Annotated in this window: 18 protein-coding genes; 7 read left to right on the forward strand and 11 right to left on the reverse strand. The window is 71.0% G+C overall.

What is annotated here, in order from left to right:
• Positions 1–20 precede the first annotated feature (20 nt).
• Positions 21–1,142 (forward strand): phosphoserine transaminase, encoded by a 1,122-nt coding sequence (serC, locus tag ACXJKD_RS11480; RefSeq protein WP_457254684.1) that lies wholly within the window; start codon positions 21–23, stop codon positions 1,140–1,142.
• Positions 1,143–1,268: 126 nt separating this feature from the next.
• A complete protein-coding gene (locus tag ACXJKD_RS11485) occupies positions 1,269–2,522 on the forward strand; it encodes a lytic transglycosylase domain-containing protein (RefSeq protein ID WP_457254685.1) in 1,254 nt (417 codons plus the stop codon).
• Positions 2,523–2,721: 199 nt separating this feature from the next.
• On the opposite strand, the gene ACXJKD_RS11490 is transcribed toward ACXJKD_RS11485, so the two are convergent.
• From ACXJKD_RS11490 to ACXJKD_RS11500, 3 genes are all read right to left on the reverse strand, one after another.
• Complete coding sequence (locus ACXJKD_RS11490) at positions 2,722–4,020, reverse strand: MFS transporter (protein ID WP_457254686.1); 1,299 nt, start codon at positions 4,018–4,020, stop codon at positions 2,722–2,724.
• Entirely contained in the window at positions 4,017–4,484 is a 468-nt protein-coding gene (locus ACXJKD_RS11495) for a MarR family winged helix-turn-helix transcriptional regulator (RefSeq protein WP_457254688.1), read from the reverse strand. The genes ACXJKD_RS11490 and ACXJKD_RS11495 overlap by 4 nt, the downstream gene beginning before the upstream one ends.
• A 150-nt stretch (positions 4,485–4,634) precedes the next feature.
• Positions 4,635–6,146 carry an NCS2 family permease gene (locus ACXJKD_RS11500; protein WP_457254689.1) on the reverse strand — a complete coding sequence of 504 codons (1,512 nt, stop codon included), beginning with the start codon at positions 6,144–6,146 and terminating at the stop codon, positions 4,635–4,637.
• 54 nt (positions 6,147–6,200) lie between these two features.
• Between ACXJKD_RS11500 and ACXJKD_RS11505 the strand changes: the two genes are divergently transcribed.
• Positions 6,201–6,467: a DUF2530 domain-containing protein gene (locus tag ACXJKD_RS11505; RefSeq protein WP_457254690.1), complete on the forward strand. Its 267-nt coding sequence runs from the start codon at positions 6,201–6,203 to the stop codon at positions 6,465–6,467.
• Between the two features lie 249 nt (positions 6,468–6,716).
• Here ACXJKD_RS11505 and ACXJKD_RS11510 read toward each other — a convergent pair whose 3' ends face one another.
• From ACXJKD_RS11510 to ACXJKD_RS11520, 3 genes are read right to left on the reverse strand one after another with little or no spacing between them, the layout of a single operon-like run.
• A complete protein-coding gene (locus ACXJKD_RS11510; protein WP_457254691.1) occupies positions 6,717–7,622 on the reverse strand; it encodes a helix-turn-helix domain-containing protein in 906 nt (301 codons plus the stop codon).
• A 17-nt stretch (positions 7,623–7,639) separates the two neighbouring features.
• On the reverse strand, positions 7,640–8,377 hold the full coding sequence (locus tag ACXJKD_RS11515) for a DUF3027 domain-containing protein (RefSeq protein ID WP_457254692.1): 738 nt from the start codon (positions 8,375–8,377) through the stop codon (positions 7,640–7,642).
• The gene (locus ACXJKD_RS11520; RefSeq protein ID WP_056922210.1) at positions 8,377–8,772 is read right to left on the reverse strand and encodes a cold-shock protein; all 396 of its coding nucleotides are present in this window, start codon (positions 8,770–8,772) and stop codon (positions 8,377–8,379) included. Before ACXJKD_RS11520 ends, ACXJKD_RS11515 begins: the two co-directional genes overlap by 1 nt.
• Before the next feature lie 115 nt (positions 8,773–8,887).
• On the opposite strand from ACXJKD_RS11520, the gene ACXJKD_RS11525 reads away from it, so the two are divergent.
• On the forward strand, positions 8,888–10,237 hold the full coding sequence (locus ACXJKD_RS11525) for an MFS transporter (protein WP_457254693.1): 1,350 nt from the start codon (positions 8,888–8,890) through the stop codon (positions 10,235–10,237).
• Here ACXJKD_RS11525 and ACXJKD_RS11530 read toward each other — a convergent pair.
• Positions 10,230–11,159 (reverse strand): aldose 1-epimerase family protein, encoded by a 930-nt coding sequence (locus ACXJKD_RS11530; protein ID WP_457254695.1) that lies wholly within the window; start codon positions 11,157–11,159, stop codon positions 10,230–10,232. The genes ACXJKD_RS11525 and ACXJKD_RS11530 overlap by 8 nt on opposite strands.
• Before the next feature lie 40 nt (positions 11,160–11,199).
• Positions 11,200–12,111, reverse strand: coding sequence for a hypothetical protein (locus ACXJKD_RS11535; RefSeq protein WP_457254696.1), 912 nt, complete (start codon positions 12,109–12,111; stop codon positions 11,200–11,202).
• A gap of 102 nt (positions 12,112–12,213) precedes the next feature.
• On the opposite strand from ACXJKD_RS11535, the gene ACXJKD_RS11540 reads away from it, so the two are divergent.
• A complete protein-coding gene (locus tag ACXJKD_RS11540; protein WP_457254697.1) occupies positions 12,214–14,550 on the forward strand; it encodes a helicase-associated domain-containing protein in 2,337 nt (778 codons plus the stop codon).
• Positions 14,551–14,593: 43 nt separating this feature from the next.
• Here ACXJKD_RS11540 and ACXJKD_RS11545 read toward each other — a convergent pair whose 3' ends face one another.
• The 3 genes from ACXJKD_RS11545 to ACXJKD_RS11555 all read right to left on the reverse strand — a co-directional run bounded on the left by ACXJKD_RS11545 (position 14,594) and on the right by ACXJKD_RS11555 (position 16,718).
• Positions 14,594–14,773, reverse strand: a complete 180-nt coding sequence (locus tag ACXJKD_RS11545; protein WP_457254698.1) for a hypothetical protein — start codon at positions 14,771–14,773, stop codon at positions 14,594–14,596.
• Between the two features lie 41 nt (positions 14,774–14,814).
• Positions 14,815–15,618, reverse strand: a complete 804-nt coding sequence (locus ACXJKD_RS11550; RefSeq protein ID WP_457254699.1) for a hypothetical protein — start codon at positions 15,616–15,618, stop codon at positions 14,815–14,817.
• A 167-nt stretch (positions 15,619–15,785) separates the two neighbouring features.
• Positions 15,786–16,718, reverse strand: coding sequence for a hydroxymethylglutaryl-CoA lyase (locus tag ACXJKD_RS11555; RefSeq protein ID WP_457254857.1), 933 nt, complete (start codon positions 16,716–16,718; stop codon positions 15,786–15,788).
• Between the two features lie 100 nt (positions 16,719–16,818).
• On the opposite strand from ACXJKD_RS11555, the gene ACXJKD_RS11560 reads away from it, so the two are divergent.
• Both ACXJKD_RS11560 and ACXJKD_RS11565 read left to right on the forward strand, forming a co-directional pair.
• Positions 16,819–17,622: a hypothetical protein gene (locus ACXJKD_RS11560; protein ID WP_457254700.1), complete on the forward strand. Its 804-nt coding sequence runs from the start codon at positions 16,819–16,821 to the stop codon at positions 17,620–17,622.
• A 3-nt stretch (positions 17,623–17,625) separates the two neighbouring features.
• Positions 17,626–19,272, forward strand: a complete 1,647-nt coding sequence (locus tag ACXJKD_RS11565) for a DNA repair helicase XPB (RefSeq protein WP_457254701.1) — start codon at positions 17,626–17,628, stop codon at positions 19,270–19,272.
• The last annotated feature ends 23 nt before the right edge of the window (positions 19,273–19,295 follow it).

Genomic DNA, 19,295 nt, shown 5'->3' on the forward strand with positions numbered 1-19,295 from the left:
CGGGGTGAGAGACTGACCGCGTGACCGAGACTGCGACGCCCACGATCCCCGCCGACCTGCTGCCCAAGGACGGCCGGTTCGGCTCCGGGCCCTCCAAGGTGCGACCCGAGCAGGTCGACTACCTCGCCAGCCTGGGGACCACCTTGCTCGGCACCTCGCACCGCCAGGCCCCGGTGAAGAACCTCGTCGGCGCGGTCCGGGAGGGCCTGTCGGAGCTGTTCAGCCTGCCCGAGGGCTACGAGATCATCCTCGGCAACGGTGGCTCGACGGCCTTCTGGGACATCGCCGCGTTCGGGCTGGTGCGCGAGCGCGCCCAGCACCTGGCCTTCGGCGAGTTCTCCTCGAAGTTCGCGTCGGTGACGCAGAACGCGCCCTTCCTCGGCGACTCCACGGTCATCAAGGCCGACCCGGGCACGCTGGCCGCCCCGCGCGCCGAGGCCGGAGTCGACGTCTACGCCTGGCCGCACAACGAGACCTCCACCGGCGTGATGGCTCCGGTCACGCGCGTCGAGGGGGCCGACGACGGCGCCCTCGTGCTGGTCGACGCGACCTCGGGCGCAGGTGGGCTGCCGGTCGACGTCGCCGAGTCGGACGTCTACTACTTCGGCCCGCAGAAGTGCTTCGCGGCCGACGGTGGCCTGTGGCTCGCAGCCTTCTCCCCCGCAGCGCTCGCCCGGGTCGACGAGATCGCCGCATCGGGTCGCTGGGTGCCCGACTTCTTCAGCCTGCCGACGGCCGTGACCAACAGCCGCCTCAACCAGACCTACAACACGCCCGCCCTCGGCACCCTCGCGCTGCTGCGCAGCCAGGTGGACTGGATCAACGGCCAGGGCGGACTCGACTGGGCCGTGAAGCGCACCGCCGACTCCAGCGGACGCCTGTACGACTGGGCCGAGCGCAGCGCCTACACGACGCCGTACGTCGCGGACCCGGCCGCGCGCTCGCAGGTGGTGGCCACCATCGACTTCGCCGACGAGGTGGACGCGAGCGCCATCGCCAAGACGCTGCGGGCCCACGGCGTGGTCGACGTCGAGCCCTACCGCAAGCTGGGGCGCAACCAGCTCCGGGTGGCGACCTTCCCCGCCGTGGATCCCGAGGACGTGTCGGCCCTGATTGCGTGCATTGAGCACGTTGTGGGCTGATTTCCTGCTCATTTTCCGGTGTGAGCAGCACCTCGACGCGTAACCTCGAGCCGAACCACTCGTTGACCCTCATGTGACCCTGGTGGACACCCCACGGTCGAGACAGCGACGTCGAGGAGCCGGACGATGACACGCACGATGCGACTGCCATGGCGGACTGCCGCCGGAGCCGTGCCGGCAATCGTCCTCGTCGCGGGCGGGATCGCCCTCGCCGCGACCGGTGGCAACCCGGCGACCGACATCGTCGCCGACTCGTCGCCGCTGGTCACCGTGCCCGACACCGCGCTAAACCGGCTCGAAGCGCCCGTGCTGCCGTCGCTGCCCGAGCTCCCGGCCCCGGCCGAGGCCGGCCCCACGCCGCTCTACGAGCCTGCGGGGCTGCCCTCGTCGATGAGCGCCAACGGCATTCCCGCCGCCGCCCTCGCCGCCTACCGCCGGGCCGCCACCATCGTGGACGCCGCCGACGCGGAGTGCCGCATCGACTGGGCGCTGATCGCCGCCATCGGCAAGGTCGAGTCCAACCACGGGCGCTACGGCGGGAACGGCATCGACCGGGACGGTACGGTCCGCCCCGGCATCTACGGCATACCCCTGAACGGCAGCAACAACACCGCGACCATCCACGACACCGACGGCGGCGCGTACGACCGCGACGTCACGTGGGACCGCGCCGTCGGGCCGATGCAGTTCATCCCCGGCACCTGGCGCGTGGTCGGCGTGGACGCCAACGGTGACGGCCGCAAGGACCCGCAGAACATCGCCGACGCCGCGACGGCCACCGCCGTCTACCTCTGCTCCGGCCCCGGCGACCTCAGCACCGACTCCGGAGCGCGTTCGGCCGTGCTTCGCTACAACCACAGCGACGCCTACGCCGACCAGGTGCTGGCGATCGCCGCCGGCTACCGCGGTGGCTACACCGTCGTACCCGGCTCCGACCTCAGCGAGTCGCAGCGCAACGGCTCCCCGTACCTCCCGTCCGGCGAGCCGCGGCCGATGGCGAGCTACGACCCGGTGCAGGCCTCCCAGCCCGCTGCGGGGTCGTCGTCCAAGCCCGGCGGATCGGCCGCGAAGCCCGGCAGTGGCGGGACCAGCGGCGGCACGGGTGGTTCGTCCAGCCCGACGCCCACGCCCTCGGCGACCAGTGGCGGCTCCGGCACCGGCGTGGTGGGCGGGATCGTGGGTGGCGTCGTCGGTGGCATCACGGGGAGCACCCCCACGCCGACCCCGACACCCACACCCACGCCGAGCAGCACGACGCCGACCCCGACCACACCGCCCCTGCCGTTGACGGTGCTGCCGGTCGGCGGAAAGTGCCCCGCCGGCTACGACCCGGGCCTCAACGCCCTGGGCATCGTCATCACCTGCACCCTGCACCAGTAACCCGTTACCCCTGACCCCCGCCCCCGGGCCACCCGCGCGTCGCTATCTCATGCAAAAGGCGAGTTAGCGCCGGGGTGGGCGGCGCTAACTCGCCTTTTGCATGAGAGGGCGACGGGTCAGCGCAGGAAGCTGGCGATGACCGCGGCGGCGACGACGATGACGAGCACCGCGATAGTCACCCGGCGCCGGAAGACCGGCGTCATCGAGCCGCCTCGGGTACCGGCTCCGAGACCTCGGGCTGCGGGAGGGTGCGGATCCGGATGCGCGGGCGGCGCTGGGACTCGTAGGTCACCTGCACATTCTCGTGCCTGGCCATCCAGACCGACACCACCACCAGGGTGATCCCGATCGCGATGGTGCCGATGCCGATCGTCCACCGCGGACCCCAGACGTCACCGATCCAGCCGATGAGGGGCGCCCCGAGCGGGGTGCCGCCCATGAAGATCGCCATGTAGAGCGCCATCACCCGACCACGCATCGCCGAGTCGACGCGGAGCTGGACCATGGCGTTCGCGGTCGTCAGCGCGGTGAGCGCGGACAGGCCCACCGGCACCAGGGCCAGGGCGAAGAGCGCGTAGCTGGGCGCCATCGCGGCCAGCCCGCTCGAGATGGTGAAGCCGACCAGCGCGACGAGCAGGATCCGCAGCCGCGGCTTGGCCCGGCGGGCGGACAGCAGCGCGGCGGTGAGCGACCCGATCGCCATCACCGAGCCGAGCAGGCCGTACTCCTCGGGGCCCTTGCCGAACTCCTTGGTGGCCATCAGCGCGGTGGTGATCTGGAAGTTCATGCCGAACGTGCCGAGCACGAAGACCAGCACCATGACGAGCTGGATGTCGGGGCGACTGCGGACGTAGGCGACGCCCTCCCGGATGGCGCCCTTGCCGCGGGCCAGGGCGGGGGCGGGCCGCAACTCGCTGCGCCGCATCGACGCGAGCGCGATCAGCACCGCCACGAAGGTCAGCGTGTTGAGCATCAGGGTCCAGCCGGTGCTGAACGCCGCGATGGTCAGTCCTGCCACGCCGGGGCCGACCAGTCGGCCGGCGTTGAACGACGCGCTGTTGAGCGACACGGCGTTGGCGAGGCGGTCGCGGGGCACCATCTCGGAGACGAAGGTCTGGCGGGCCGGGTTGTCGACGGCAGTGGCGACGCCGGTGAACAGCGCGATGCCGTAGACCATCCAGAGCTCGGCGGCGCCGCTGACGACCAGCAGGCCGAGGGCCAGCGACGACAGTGCGAGAGAGGTCTGGGTGATCGCCAGGATCCGACGCTTGGGGTAGCGGTCGGCGATCATGCCGGCCCACGGGGCGAGCAGCAGGAACGGCAGGAACTGAAGCCCGGTCACGATGCCCAGTGCTGAGGACGAGTGGTTGGTCAGCTCGGTGAGCACCAGCCAGTCCTGGGCGACCCGGCCCATCCACGTGCCGATGTTGGAGATGAACGCACCAGCGGCGTAGATGCGGTAGTTGCGGACGTCGAGCGAGGAGAAGGTCGGGCTCACTCGTTGGCCACCCGGGTGAGGATGGCCGAGGCCTGGCGCAGGATGTCCTGGTCCTCGGCGGTGAGACGACCGACGCGGACGGACATCCAGGCGTCGCGCTTGCGGCGGATGTCCTTGAGCAGGGTGGTCGCCTCGCGACTGAGCGACAGGAACACCTGGCGGCGGTCGGCGGGGTCAGCGGTGCGCTCGACGAGCCCGCGCTCGACCAGGGCGGCAACGGTGCGGGTCATGCTGGGCGCGCTCACCTTCTCGATCTCCGCGAGCTCGCTCGGGGTGCGCGGCGCCTCCTCGAGGCGGCAGAGCACCGAGAACTGGTGCGGCGCAACAACATGCGTGCTCTCGAACCGCACCCGGCGGCTGATGCGCATGCAGGCAAGTCGCAGCTCACCGGCGAGGGCGAAGACGGCGGAGGGCGAGAGACCAGCGTCAGCAGCGCGGCGCGCGCGTGCGGGGGGTGGGGTCATGGTTCTCTCCTTGTCGATACTTAGCATAACTCATTACCTGTGCTAAGTATTTCTGGTCCACGGGCGCACCACCAGAGACAGGTATGCCGCGTGGCCCCCTCACGGGGCCACGCGGCATACCTGCGTTGCGGGTCTGGGCGGGGCTGGGGGTCAGCCCACGCCGAGGACCTCCTTGACCGGGGTGATCGCGAAGTAGAGGAGGAACAGGGCCGACACGGTCCACAGCAGGGGGTGGATCACCGAGGCCTTGCCGCGCACCACCTTGATCAGGGTGTACATGACGAAGCCGGCGCCGATGCCCACGGTGATGGAGTAGGTGAACGGCATGAGGACGATCGTCAGGAACGCCGGCACCGCGATGTCGAGGTCGTCCCAGTCGATGCCCTTGACCTGCTGCATCATGAGGAAACCGACGACCACGAGCGCCGGGGTGGCGGCCTCGTAGGGGACCACCTTGACCAGCGGGGCGAGGAACGTGGCGAACAGGAACATCACGCCGGTCACGACCGACGCGAGACCGGTGCGGGCGCCCTCGCCGACACCGGCAGCCGACTCGATGTAGGACGTGTTCGACGAGACGGACCCCGCGCCACCGGCGATCGCGGCGACCGAGTCGACGAGCAGGATCTTGTCGGAGTTCGGGGGGTTGCCGTGCTCGTCGAGCAGGTTGCCCTCGGCGCCGACCGCGACCATCGTGCCCATCGTGTCGAAGAAGTCGGCGAGCAGGAGGGTGAAGACCAGCAGCAGCGCCGCGACGAAGCCGAGCTTGTCGAAGGACCCGAGCAGGTTGAAGTTGCCGATGAGGGAGAAGTCGGGGACGTCGACGACCTGGTCAGGCAGCGCGGGCACGTTGAGGCCCCAGCCGGCCGGGTTGACGAACTTGCCGGTGGCGTCGAACTGGCCGCCGATGTTGCCGATCGCCTCGACGATGATCGCCAGGACGGTGCCACCGAGGATGCCGTAGAGGATGGCGGCCTTCACCTTGCGGACCATCATGATGACGATCGCCAGGAACCCGAGGACGAAGACGAGCAGCGGCCAGCCGTTAAGCGTGCCGCCGATGCCGAGCTCCACCGGGACGGGGCCGGTGCCGGTGCGACGCACGAAACCGGCGTCGACCAGGCCGATGATCGTGATGAACAGGCCGATGCCCACCGAGATCGCGGTCTTCAGCTGGCCGGGGATCGCCCTGAACACGGCCTGCCGGAACCCGGTCAGCACGAGCACGAGGATGATCACACCCTCGATGACGATCAGGCCCATGGCGTCGGCCCAGGTCATCTCGGGCAGCTTGGCGATGCCGAAGGTGACGAAGGCGTTGAGGCCGAGGCCGGTCGCGAGCGCGAGTGGGTAGTTCGCGACGATGCCCATGAGCAGGGTCATCACCCCGGCGACGAGGGCCGTGCCCGCCGCGACGAGGGTCTGCGCCTTGACGATGTCACCACCGCCCAGGAACTGGCCGACCCCGTCCTGCTGGGTGCCGATGATCAGCGGGTTGAGGACCACGATGTACGCCATCGTGAAGAAGGTGACCAACCCACCGCGGACCTCACGGCTGAGGGTCGAGCCACGCTCGGTGATCCGGAAGAAGCCGTCGAGTCCACCGGACCTGGCCGGGGAGGGACGTTGCGCCGCCTTGGGCGGGGATGAGGGCTTGGCCATGAGCAGCAGGGTAGGGCCTGCGTGTTTCCGAATCGTGAAGGCTACGCTGCCCGCATGAGCGAGTCGCAGGGTCGGGCCCGACCGGGCACGGAGGGGGAGCCTGAGGCCGAGCTGGAGCCGCTCGCCGTCAGCACTGCCCGCGTCGTGCTCTGGGGCGAGCTCGCCTGGGTCGTGGCGCTGGCCGTCATCCTCGCCGTCCCGTCACTGCACGAGGGCGAGCGCGACTGGTGGCCCTGGGTCCCGGTCGCCGGCATCGCGCTGGGCCTGATCGGGTTCTCGTACGTGCGCCGCGGTCGCGGCAACGCCGCCGGCGCCCAGTAGCACCACCCTCGCGGGCCCACGGCCGCACTGGCGTCGGCGCGCGGAGCAGCGCTGGTTGGCACGGCCACCGGCTGCGTGGTCACCGTGCCAACCAGCCCCTCCTACATCCCCCCTGCAGCCGTTCGTCCGGCGCGGTCCCTCACCGGCAGACACACGGTCACCGGCAGGACCGCCCCTGAGGAGCAGGCCGGGACCAGAGTGCCCCCACCGAGCCGTCCGTGTGGAGCCCTGGACGCGTTTCTGCCGGGATTACTGCCGCTCTGCCGGGGTCTCGTCGCCCCACTCCCACTGCATGCCGAAGACGCCCACCAGGTCCTGGAAGCAGACCTGGACACTCCCGTCGGGGTCGACCTGGATCCGCCCCTGCCGCTCCGCGGTGGTGGCCGACGTCCCCCGCATCGACCACAGCCGCTCCGGCACCCGCCCCATGAACCGCACGATCATGGCCCCGAGCTGCAGCGGTGAGGTCGAGGCGAACATCCACTCACGCTCCACGACGTCGCCGACCGGCTCGACGCCGCTGAAGTCGACCGAGTACTCCACCACGAAGGGTCCCGTCTGGGCCTGGCGCGGATCGGGGCGGATGGCCAGCGCGGCCATGTCGCCGTGGACGAAGAAGTCGTCCAGGACGCCGCCGGTCACCACCTCGAACCGGACCGTGGAGAGGTCGAAGGGCAGCCCACTGGTGAGCTTCCAGACCACGGGCGGACCCGATGCGCTCATCGGCTCGTGGGCGTGCACGTAGCGAAGGAGCTGTGGCAGGCGGTTCGCCCCGACGGTGAGGTGGCAGATCGCCGTCGACATCTGGCCGCCGTCCTGCGGCGTGCGAGTGCCCATCCGTCGGTAGAGCACCTCCCAGTCGGGGATGCCGATAGCGTCTGGGGTGATCTGGGCAGCGCTCCCCGTCCACCGTTCCACCAGGCGGGCGCGGTGGGTCTCGCCGTAGGCGAGCACGGTGGCGATGCGGCGCAGCGACTCGTGCTGGGGGCGACCCACGGCGCCGCCTTCGATGGCTCGGACGGTCCGCTCGCTGACACCGGACTGCTCGGCCAGTCGCGACTGCGAGATGCCCCTCGCCTGCCGCAGCTCCCGGATCGAGCTCCAGTCGCGCGGCAGCGCGATTCCGCGCTCTCGATCTCCCTTGGGCGGAGGCACCTGCTCAGCTCTGCCGGTCAGACGAGGTCGTAGGCGATCTCGTCCACGATGGGCTGCCCGACCGACATCGGCTCGGCGGGCTCGGCGTCGACCTCGGAGTGGGCGCCGCAGCCGTGGTCAAGACTTACGACGCGACCGTCGGAAGGTGACCAGGCGTTGGCGCACACGCCGAAAAAAGAGCGAAGTGCACCGGCCATCGGGAGGAAGTAGCCGCACGACGAACAGGGCGCAGGAGCCTTCTCGGCGACATCGGCGTGCGGGCCGCTCTCCCCCTCGTACCACCGCTGTGCCGCGGCCTCACGACCCTCGGCCGACAGCACGCGCTTGCGGCCCAGACCCAGCTCGTAGGCGGCCAGCTCGTCGACCTCCTCGTCACCGGTCGCCTCGAACCCGGGCTCGAGCAGCGGGTCGTCCTCCTTGTAGGGGAGCACGTCGCCCGCGCCGAGGTCGCCGGGAGCCAGCCGATCGGCATACGGGAGCCACTCGGGCGAGAGCAGTGCTCCGTCACCCGGGACCAGGTTGGTCTCGCACACCGTCGCCACCTTGCCGCGCGGCACGCGGGCGATGGTGATCGCCCAGCGCCAGCCCGGGTAGGAGCTCGCGGTGCACGCGAAGTAGTGGGTGGCGAGCCGCTCGTCGTCCATCTCCATGCCGAGGTGGTCGCCGACGGTGCCGCGCTCCGCGATCGACTCGGCGGCCTCGCGGGCGAGGTCGACGGCTGCGGCGAGGACTGCGTCCGCCTTGAAGGCAGCCATCACGGGTCGATCTGGTCGGCGAGGAAGCGCAGGACGGCTGCGAGCTTGGTGGCGTGGTCCTTCTCGGGACGTCGGCCGCGGCGCAGCGAGTTGGACGCGTTGTCGAGCAGCTTGATGGCGTCCTCGACCAGCGGCGCGAGGTCCTCGGGGGACTTGCGCGACGCCTCGCGCTTGCCGGCCGTGACGGTCGGGGCGGCCTCGAGCAGGGTTACCTGCAGCGCCTGCGTGCCGCGACGGCCCTCGGCCACGCTGAACTCCACGCGGGTGCCGCCCTTGAGCGTCGCGACGCCCTCGGGAAGAGCGTTCGCGTGCAGGAACACGTCGCTTCCGTCGTCGTCGGAGATGAAGCCGAAGCCCTTCTCCGCGTCATACCACTTGACCTTGCCAGTAGGCACTTGACTTCCTCTTGCCTCGAAAAAAGTGTGTGGTGCGCCCATGCGCACTCGCAAGGTTATCGGGTGCGTCCAAATCCTTTTGAGTGTTGTCGGTGGCGTGGGGGAGGATTCACCGGTGAGCGAGCAGTCGACGTCGGGGCACAGCATCCGTGAGTTCTGGGGAGAGCTCCCTCCCGCGGGGCGCTGGCTGCTGTCGACGGTCGCGGTGCAGACCCTCGGCAGGGGCCTGACGCTGCCCTTCACGGTGATCTACCTGCACGAGGTGCGCGGCATCTCGCTCGACCTCGCCGGGCTGCTGATGGCCTTCATCGCCGTCGTCGCGCTGGCGGTCACCGGCCCGGCCGGCGCCCTCACCGACCGCCTGGGCGCCCGCACCATGCTGCTCTGGGGCACGTCCGCGCAGCTCGTCGGCTGCGTCGTGCTGGCCTTCGCCACCACGCCGCTGGTGGTCGCGGTCGGGTTCCTGTTCCTCGGGTTCAACTTCGGGGTCTCGTGGCCGGCCTTCAACGCCCTGGTCGCGGCCGTGGTCACGGGGCAGGCGCGGCAGCAGTACTTCGGCATCAACTTCGCGCTGGTCAACCTCGGCATCGGGTTGGGCGGGGTGATCGGTGGGCTCTACGCCGACGTCGACAACCCGACGTCGTTCACGGTGATCTTCCTGGCCGACGCGGTCAGCATGCTGGTGCCGATCGGGCTCCTGCTGGGGCCCCTGCGTCACGTGCACGGCCGGGCCGAGAAGCCGGAGGACGCGGAGGTGGGCGAGGGCTCCTACCTGGCGATCCTGCGCAAGCCGGCCGTGCTGTGGCTGACGCTGATGACCTTCCTCGGCGTGTTCATCGGCTACGGCCAGATGGAGGCCGGCTTCCCTGCGTTCGCCCGTCAGGTCAGCGACGTCTCGACGTGGGTCATCGGGTTCGCCTTCGCCGTCAACACCGCCGTGATCGTCGGCCTGCAGTTCTTCGTGCTGCGCCGGATCAGCGGCAAGCGACGCACGCGGGTGCTGATCGTGATGGTCGCCCTGTGGTCGGTGGCCTGGATCGTGCTGGGCCTCACCGGACTCGTGAGCGGCACGGTGGCGGCCTCCGCCGGGGTGCTGCTCTTCCACGCGCTGTTCGCCCTCGGCGAGACGTTGCTCCAGCCGACCATCCCGGCGATCACCAACGACATGGCCCCCGACCACCTGCGAGGCCGCTACAACGCGGTCAACGCCGGCGCGTTCCAGGCCGGCACGATCCTCGGCCCGGTGGTGGCTGGGTTCATGCTCAACCACGAGTGGTCGACCGGTTTCGTGGCGATGATCGTGGCCGGCTGCGGGGTGATGGTGGTGCTGTCGCTGACCTTGGAGCGCCGGATCACCCCGTTCGTCAACGGGCTTCAGGACGAGGCGTCGACGCCCACCGCCGTGCCGACCTCCGAGTCGTCCGAGACGACCGAGCCGTCCTTGGCCGACCCGCGCCTCAGCTGAGCGAGGCCGGCTCGATCCCCCACCGGGCCGACCAGGAGTCGCCGGGTGCGAGCACGACCAGGCCCTCCCCGGTGTTGAAGGCGTTGGCGGGGCACGACATGGGCTCGACGGCGATGCCGCGCACTCCGTCGACCCCGGTGTCCTTGCCCTTCGCGGTGAAGACCTGCGCCCAGTCGAGCGACCCGTCACCCCAGACGCAGACGTCGCCCGTCCCGAGACCTCCGACGACGACCTCCCACCCGCCGTCGTCCCGGGTGCGGGTCAGGTCGGTGAAGGCGGTGTCGAGGGCCGTGGCGCCGAGCTTCCGCCGCGTGCGGAAGTCGACCTCGGGTCGCACCGCGGCGGTCCCGGTCGGGACCAGCTGCTCGTCGACCAGCACCTCGAGCCCGGCCGGGATGGTGAGCTCGACCTCCGCCAACGGGGTGTCCCCGAGAGCGACGTAGGGGTGGGCTCCGAAGCCGAAGGGGGCCGCCCTGTCGCCCACGTTCGACGCGTGCACGCTGACGACCAGCCCGTGCGGCTCGAGGACGTAGTTGACGCTGAGGTCCAGGGTCGCGTCCCAGCCCGGCTGGGGGTGCAGGCGGGTGCGCACGGTGAGCGCCGACCAGTCGTCGGCGTGCCAGTGCAGCTGCCAGGTGGCCCAGCGCACCAGGCCGTGGCTGGCGTTGTGCAGCAAGGGCTCGCTGAGGCCGAGCTGGAGGTCCGACCCCTCGAACGAGTACTTCCCGTCGCGGATCCGGTTGGGCCAGGGCATGAGCACCTGTCCGCGACCCGCGCGGCATACCTCGTCGTCGGCGTAGCCGGCCACGACGTCGGTGCCGTCGACGCGGTAGGTGCGCAGGCCGCCGCCCACCTCCACGACGGTGGCCTCCTGGCGCCCGTCCCGAAGGGTCCACTGCTCGCCGCTGGGAGAGGTCGTCACGCCGCTCACGCTAGTGCGGCCGTCAATGCACCGTCCGCGGTCAGCCCTTGCGGGTCGCCGCGATGATGACCGCCTTCGCGCCGGTCTTCTCGGCGACCACGAGCACCGAGTCACCCACGGCCGGAGCGCCGTTCCGGGTCCGGGTGTCGGTGCCGATGACGTAGGACGCGGTGAACGCGTCGTCGCTCTTGACCGTGACGGAGGTGGCACTGGACTTGGTGACCGTCCCGCGCTGGACCGTCATCACGACCGCCTTGCCGTCCTGCTCGACGGTGAACTCGCCGTGCTGGACGTTGCCCAGGCCCATGGCCCCACGCAGGAGGCCGCCCATGCCACCCATCCCGTTGTCCTGGCCGTCACCGAGCCCGTCGCCCTGGCGGCGCGGAACCTCCGGTCCCTGCGGCCCCTTCGGCAGACGGTCGAGCTTCTTCTGCTGGCCGGGCGGAAGTCCTTGTCGGCCGTCCTCACGGACCTGTTCCATCCGGTCGTTGCCATCGTGGTGCGCAGCCCGCACGGCGACCAGGCCGACGGTCGCGACGACGCCGAGCACCAGCAGGGCAGCCAGCGCACCCGCGACGACCACGGCGATCAGGCCGCCAGTGGTCGAGGTCGCCTGGCGCCAGAGACCGGGGCCCTTCGGGGGCGGTCCTCCGGGACCACCGGTGGCGGGTCCGAACGGACCAGCGGGAGGGCCGGCCGGCGGCGGACCACCGGGAGTCCCGGCGGGCGGTCCGGCCGGAGTGCCGGCAGGTGGACCGGCGGCCGGAGGCCCGGCCGGGGCGGCCTCGGAGACGGCGGGCAGGGGCTGCGTGGCGGACGGTATGGCGCTCGTGGGCTGTGGCTCGGTGGTCTGCGAGTCAGCGGCCTGGGAGTCGCCGGCCGACGGATCCTGGCTCGCCTTCGGCGACCCCTTGGTACTGCGGGGCTTGGCGGGTCCGGTGGGCTCCGACATGGCGCCTCCTCTCGTTCCCACCAGTGTGGGTGACGAGCCTGTGCGTGGCATGGGAAATGGCTGAGAGTCTGACCGCCCGGCTGAGGCGACTACCGTGGTGCGGTGGCCGCCATCTCCTCTCCCCGTCGACCGACCGGTTCCGTGACGGGCTCGGGGTCGTCCGCCTCGCGGTCCGGCCGGTCGGGCGTGACGACCTCGACGGCCCGGTCGATGGCCGACGACGTGCGGGAGCGGACCGACGACCAGCTCGCCGACCTCCTGCGCCGGCGCCAGGACCTGGCCCGACCCGCCCCCGCCGATCTGTCGTCGCTGGCCGCGAGGGCAGGCACCCGGGCCAGCGTCCAGCGGGCGGTCGACTCGCTCGACCTCGCGCACCTGCAGGTCCTCGAGGCGGCCCTGGCCACGACCTCACCGGTCGAGCCCCCGGCGGTCGGTGCGCTGCTCGGGGTCGAGGCCTCCGAGGTGGAGCCAGTCCTCGACGACCTCTGGACCCTCGCGCTCCTGTGGCGCAGCCCCGAGGGCCTGCGGGTCGCCCGCACCGTCTCCGAGGTCCTCCCCCACCCCGCCGGACTCGGTCCGCGCGCGGCCGACAGCTTCGTCGAGGTGCCGACGGCGGACTCCGTGGCTGCCCTCCTCGACGAGGCGCCACCAGCCGCCCGCGCCATCCTCGACCGCCTCACCTGGGGGCCGCCCCTGGCCGTGCTGCCCCCGGGGACTCCCGACCGGGTGGCCACGGGGGCGCGCTGGTTGCTCGAGCAGCACCTCGTCTTCGCGCCCGGGGCCGACCAGCTCGTGCTGCCCCGCGAGGTCGCGCTCGCGCTGCGGCACGGCCGTAGCCACGCCTCGCCCGCGCTGCGGCCGCCGGCTCTCGAGGGAGCGTTGCGCCAGGACTCCGAGGTCGACGCCGCCGCCGGCCAGCAGGTCACCGACCTCCTCGCGCTGGTCGACGAGCTCGCCGCGGAGTGGGGGCTGCGTCCGCCGCGCGTGCTGCGGTCCGGCGGACTCGCCGTCCGCGACCTCAAGCGGCTGGCGTCGGTGCTCGACGTCGACGAGGCTCGCGCGGCGTTCGTCGCCGAGCTCACGTATGCCGCGGGCCTCCTGGCCGACGACGGCTCGCTCGACCCGTCGTGGGCGCCGACGCCCGCGTACGACGAGTGGCAGCAGCACCCGGGCCACCAGCGCTGGGCGGTGCTCGCCCAGGCCTGGCTGCTCACCACCCGCGCCCCCCACCTCGTCGGCACGACGCCAGCGGGCGCCTCGGGGACGGTCAACGCCCTCGGCCCCGACGCCCACTGGCCCCCTGCCCGCGGCCTGCGCAAGGACGTCATCGACCAGCTCGCCGCCGCCGCGCCGGGGTTGTCCCCCGACCGAGCGAGCGTCGCGACCGCCCTCGGCTGGAACCGGCCGCGCCGCGTGCCCTCGAGCCTCGACGTCGTCGTGGCCGCCGTCCTGGGCGAGGCGGAGTGGTTGGGGGTGACGGGTCGCGGCGCGATCTCGAGCGCCGGCCGGGCCCTGCTCGACGCCAGGTCCGACGCCGACCTCGCCGCGGCCATGCAGCCCCACCTCCCCGAGCCCGTGGAACACGTGCTGCTCCAGGCCGACCTGACCGCCATCGCCCCCGGTCCGTTGGCCGGTGGGCTGGCCACCTTCATGCGGCTGGTGGCCGACGTGGAGTCGCGGGGCGGGGCGACCGTCTACCGCTTCAACCCGGACTCCGTGCGTCGAGGTCTCGATGCAGGCTGGTCGGTCGACCAGGTCCTGGGCGCGCTCGGCGACGCCAGCCACACCCCCATCCCGCAGCCCCTCGACTACCTCATCCGCGACGTCGCGCGCCGCCACGGGCAGGCCCGGGTCGGGGCCATGCGGGCCTACATCCGGTGCGACGACGAGGCCACCCTCGGCGCGATGGTTGCCGACCGTGAGCTGTCGCCCCTCCAGCTGCGCAGCATCGCGCCGACGATCCTGGTCTCACCCGTCGCGGCTGAGACGGTGCTGGAGTTCTTGCGGGAGAACGGATTTGCGCCGGCCGCCGAGACTCCCGACGGCGGCATCATCGTGCCCACCACCGGGGCCCACCGCACGCCGCTCCAACGCCGCCCCACCCCGGTGACGGCACAGAAGGTTGACGACGAGCTGGTGACGACGATGGTCGGTGCGCTGCGAGCCGGCGAGGAGGCGGCGGCATACCAGCGCGAGCAGGTGGCCAGCCGACCCGGACCGAGCCTCCCGAGCACCGACCCGACCACGACGCTTGCCGTGCTGCGCGACGCGGCGGCGGACCGGCAGGCGGTCTGGATCGGCTACTCCGACGCGGACGGTCGCACCCAGCGGATCCTGTTCTACCCCGACCGGGTGGAAGGCGGCCGGGTGCACGGCACCGCCGACGGGTCCGCGCGGACGCTGTCGATCCACCGCGTGACCGGCGCAGTCCAGGGCTGAGCGGGGGCCTTCCCCGTCCCGGTGGAAAGGCCTCCCCATGGGGTCAAGGGTGTTTGCGACTGACGATTAGATGCCGGATGGCGGTGACCACGAACCAGCCGACAGCGAAGAACCCGATTGCCGACCACGACGGGAGCGGCGCGCTCGTCACCATGCAGAACCCCAGCCATGCGCAGACGACGACCGTGGCCTCGAGGCACGCGACGTTGAGAGCCTTGCCCATGGTGCATGGCTCGGACGGCCAGTTCATATACGTCGCCCCTCTCAACAGGTTACGTAGTAGGAATCGTAGGCAGCCAGGCCGGCGGCACCGCCGGTTGTCGGCATTCTCACCTTGTAACACTTGCCGTGCGCGATGGCGCTGTCGACTGTGCTGATGATGTCGGCTCGGACGAGGATGAAGATGGCCTGGCACGTCGTCCGTGAGATCGGGTCGGGCAGGAAGTTGCAGATGAGACCAGCGACCAGCGTCCTGTTGTCGTTGATGTACGCCTTCAGCTTCCAGGTTTCGGACCAGTTGAACTTGATGTAGGCCACCGGGGTGAAGTAGTACCACCCGGATGTCACCGTCGGGTCCATCACCACCGGATAGACCGCGTCGGTGGTGTCAACCACCTGGCGCAGGCTCTGGCCCCGGACCTCAAAGTGGGTCGGCAGTGCGCGGCCGACGGCATCTACCGCCCACGGCGCAAGAATGCGGGTACCCGTCGCACGGCCGTCCGCGTCTCGCACATCGAAGGCACCATCCACAGCCTCGTGGATGGTCCAGTCCTCCGGCACCACATCCTCGAACACCCCAGAAGACTGACCCTCAGTCAGCCTTGCTACGAGGCGGACGTTGGAGCCTTCGGTCTGGACCCAGGTCTTGAGGCCCTTGGCGGGCTTGATCTTGTGGCCACCCCGCTCGAGACCCGAAGGTGGGACAGCCTGTCCGACCTGACCCGTCTTCACCTCGATAATTCGTTCCACTTGGGCGTCATCCCCTCTTGGAGCACCCCAAGCGGCGGAACCGTTACCCACAAGAGCCAAGGCCATCGCTCCGACGACCAACACCTTCTTCAACTGCATATGTCCTCCCAATCCTATGAAACTGACTGAGTTCACTCAGAAAGTTTGTCATAGATAGGTGAACATTGGCTAGCGTTTGCGTCTAGAAGCATATCGTTGGACGTGTTAGGCAGATGCAGGCTGGGGCAGCACAGGGCTGAGCCGACCAGCGCCTCAGGCCGGCGCGGTCAGCCGCCGGCGAGGGCTCGGACGACTCCGGAGGGCGACGGGCGGCCCAGGTGGCCGGCCATCCAGACGCTCGTCTCCACGAGCTGGGCCAGGTCGACGCCGGTCTCGACGCCGGCACCGTCGAGGGCCCAGACGAGGTCCTCGGTGGCGAGGTTGCCGGTGGCGCTCTTGGCGTAGGGGCAGCCGCCGAGCCCGCCGGTGGAGGCGTCCACGACGGTGACGCCGTGGCGCAGCGCGGTCATGGTGTTGGCGAGCGCCTGCCCGTAGGTGTCGTGGAAGTGCACGCCGATGCGGTCGGCGCCGATCCCGCGCGCGTCGAGGGCATCGAGCAGGCGGCTCACGTGACCGGTCGTGCCCGTGCCGATGGTGTCGCCGAGCGAGAGCTGGTCGGCGCCGAGGTCCATCAGCCGCTGCGAGACCGAGACGACCTGGTCGACCGGCACCGGCCCCTCCCAGGGGTCGCCGAAGCACATCGAGACGTAAGCCCGCACCCACAGCCCGGCGTCCTTGGCGCGCGCGACGACCGGGGCGAACATGTCGACCGACTCGTCGACGGTGCGGTTGAGGTTCTTGCGGGCGAAGGTCTCGGTCGCGCTGCCGAAGATGGCGACCGCTCCCACGCCGGCCGCGAGGGCGTCGTCGAGGCCGCGCTCGTTGGGCACGAGCACCGGGCGACGAGGTCCGCGGCCGAGCTCGCCGAGGTCCTCGAGCACCTCACGGGCATCGGCGAGCTGCGGCACCCACGTCGGCGGGACGAAGGACGTGGTCTCGATCGTCTCCAGGCCGGCGGCCGCCAGTCGCCGGATGAACTCCGCCTTCACCGCGGCCGGGACGACGGCCTTCTCGTTCTGGAGGCCGTCGCGCGGACCGACCTCGTAGATGGTCACCCGGCTCGGCAGTTCCGGGTTCGGCTCGCGCTGGGGAAGTCCGATGCTCACCCCTTGATCCTGCCATTCCCGGACTCCCGGTCTTCACCCGTGCTGCGGGGGGTTAGATTTGCACGGAACCGCACGACGCCCGAAGGGACGCACGATGAGCGACACACCTCGCAACGACGACACCCCGGAGTACCGCGACCCCACGGCGCCCAGCGACCCGACGGCGCCGAGCGACGACGAGGGCCTCTCCGACTCCGACGAGTCGTTCGACCAGACCGCAGCCATCGACACCGACGTGACGCAGGCGGTCCCGCCGGTGCCACCGGCCGCGGCGAGCCCTCCGCCGCCGCCCGCGGTCCACCCCGGCGGCGGTCAGCCGCCCTACGGTCCGCCGGCAAGCACGCCGCAGAACCCGTATGGCGCGCCGTCGACCGCCGCGGGTGCGCCGCCGCCCCCTCCGCACAACCCCTATGGCAGCGCCCCGAGCGCGGCCCCCCAGAACCCCTACGGCGGACAGCAGTACCCCACCCAGGGGCAGGTCCAGCAGGGCTACGGCGCCCAGGGCTACGGCGCGCCGGGTCAGGGTGCGCCCGGTCAGGGCGCTCCCGGTCAGGGCGGGCAGGGCTACGGCCCCGCCCCGGCCTATGGCACGCCGGTCTACGGCGCCCCCGGCTACGGGCAACCTACCTATGCCGCGCCCCAGTCGATGAGCGGCAACACGATCGCGCTGCTGGTCGTCTCCGGCCTGACCACCCTCGGCTGCGGCTTCGGCATCGTCGCCCTGGTCTTCGCGATCGTGGCGGCGACCAAGAAGGACCAGCCGGCCGAGTCGGCGAAGTTCACCCGCTGGGGCTGGATCGCGCTGGCGGTCGGTCTGTTCCTCACCATTGCCGTGATCGTCATCTTCCTCGTGGCCATCGCCGGCAGCAGCTCATCCAGTTTCGACTCGGGGTACTAGCCCTTGCCTGATGGCCCGCTGATCGTCCAGAGCGACAAGACGCTGCTGCTGGAGGTCGACCACCCGAACGCCGAGGAGGCGCGCCGGGCGATCGCACCCTTCGCCGAGCTCGAGCGCGCGCCGGAGCACATCCACACCTACCGGGTGACGCCACTGGGCCTGTGGAACGCACGGGCCGCGGGCCACGACGCCGAGCAGGTGGTCAACGCCCTGATCACCTACAGCAGGTATGCCGTGCCGCACGCCCTGCTCGTCGATGTCGCCGACACGATGGATCGCTACGGTCGGCTCACCCTCGAGAAGGACCCCGACCACGGACTGGTCCTGCGTACGACAGACCGTCCTGTGCTCGAGGAAGTGTTGCGGCACAAGAAGATCAAGCCGCTCATCGGCGAGCGGATCGACGACGACCGAGTGGCGGTGCACCCCTCGGAGCGGGGCCACCTCAAGCAGGAGCTGCTCAAGGTCGGCTGGCCGGCCGAGGACGAAGCGGGCTACGTCGACGGCGAGGCCCATCCCATCGGGCTCGACAACGCCGACTGGTCGCTGCGCCCCTACCAGCAGCAGGCCGTCGACGGGTTCTGGCACGGCGGCTCCGGGGTGGTCGTGCTGCCGTGTGGCGCCGGCAAGACCCTGGTCGGCGCGGGCGCCATGGCGGTGGCCAAGGCGACGACGCTGATCCTCGTCACCAACACGGTGTCGGCGCGGCAGTGGCGTGACGAGCTGCTCAAGCGGACCAGCCTCACCGACGAGGAGATCGGCGAGTACTCCGGTGCCCGCAAGGAGATCCGCCCGGTCACCATCGCGACCTACCAGGTGCTGACGACCCGCCGGAAGGGCGTCTACACGCACCTCGACCTGCTCGACGCCCGCGACTGGGGCCTGATCATCTACGACGAGGTGCACCTGCTCCCCGCGCCGATCTTCCGGATGACCGCCGACCTCCAGGCCCGTCGGCGCCTGGGCCTCACCGCGACCCTCGTGCGCGAGGACGGCCGCGAGGCCGACGTGTTCTCGCTGATCGGCCCGAAGCGCTACGACGCACCGTGGAAGGACATCGAGGCGCAGGGCTACATCGCGCCCGCCGACTGCGTCGAGGTGCGGGTCACGCTCCCCGACAGCGAGCGCCTCGCGTATGCCGTGGCCGAACCGGAGGACCGCTACCGGCTGTCCTCGTGCAGCCCCGTCAAGAACGCCGTCGTCGAGCGGATCGTGGCGCAGCACCGCGGTGAGCCCACGCTCGTCATCGGCCAGTACCTCGACCAGCTCGCCGAGCTGTCCGAGCGGCTGGACGCCGATGTCATCACGGGCGAGACCCCGGTCTCCCAGCGGCAGAAGCTCTTCCAGGCGTTCCGGGTCGGCGAGATCAGCCTGCTCGTCGTGTCGAAGGTCGCCAACTTCTCGATCGACCTGCCGGAGGCGAGCGTGGCGATCCAGGTGTCCGGCACCTTCGGCTCGCGGCAGGAGGAGGCCCAGCGCCTCGGCCGGGTGCTGCGGCCGAAGGGCGACGGCCGCACTGCGCACTTCTACACGGTCGTCTCGCGCGACACCGTCGACGCCGAGTTCGCAGCACACCGCCAGCGGTTCCTCGCCGAGCAGGGCTACGCCTACCGGATCGTCGACGCCGACGACGTGGACGCCACCGCCTGACGCGCGCGGGCGCGTCCAGACGG

It is taken from the genome of Pedococcus sp. P5_B7, from assembly GCF_054049895.1.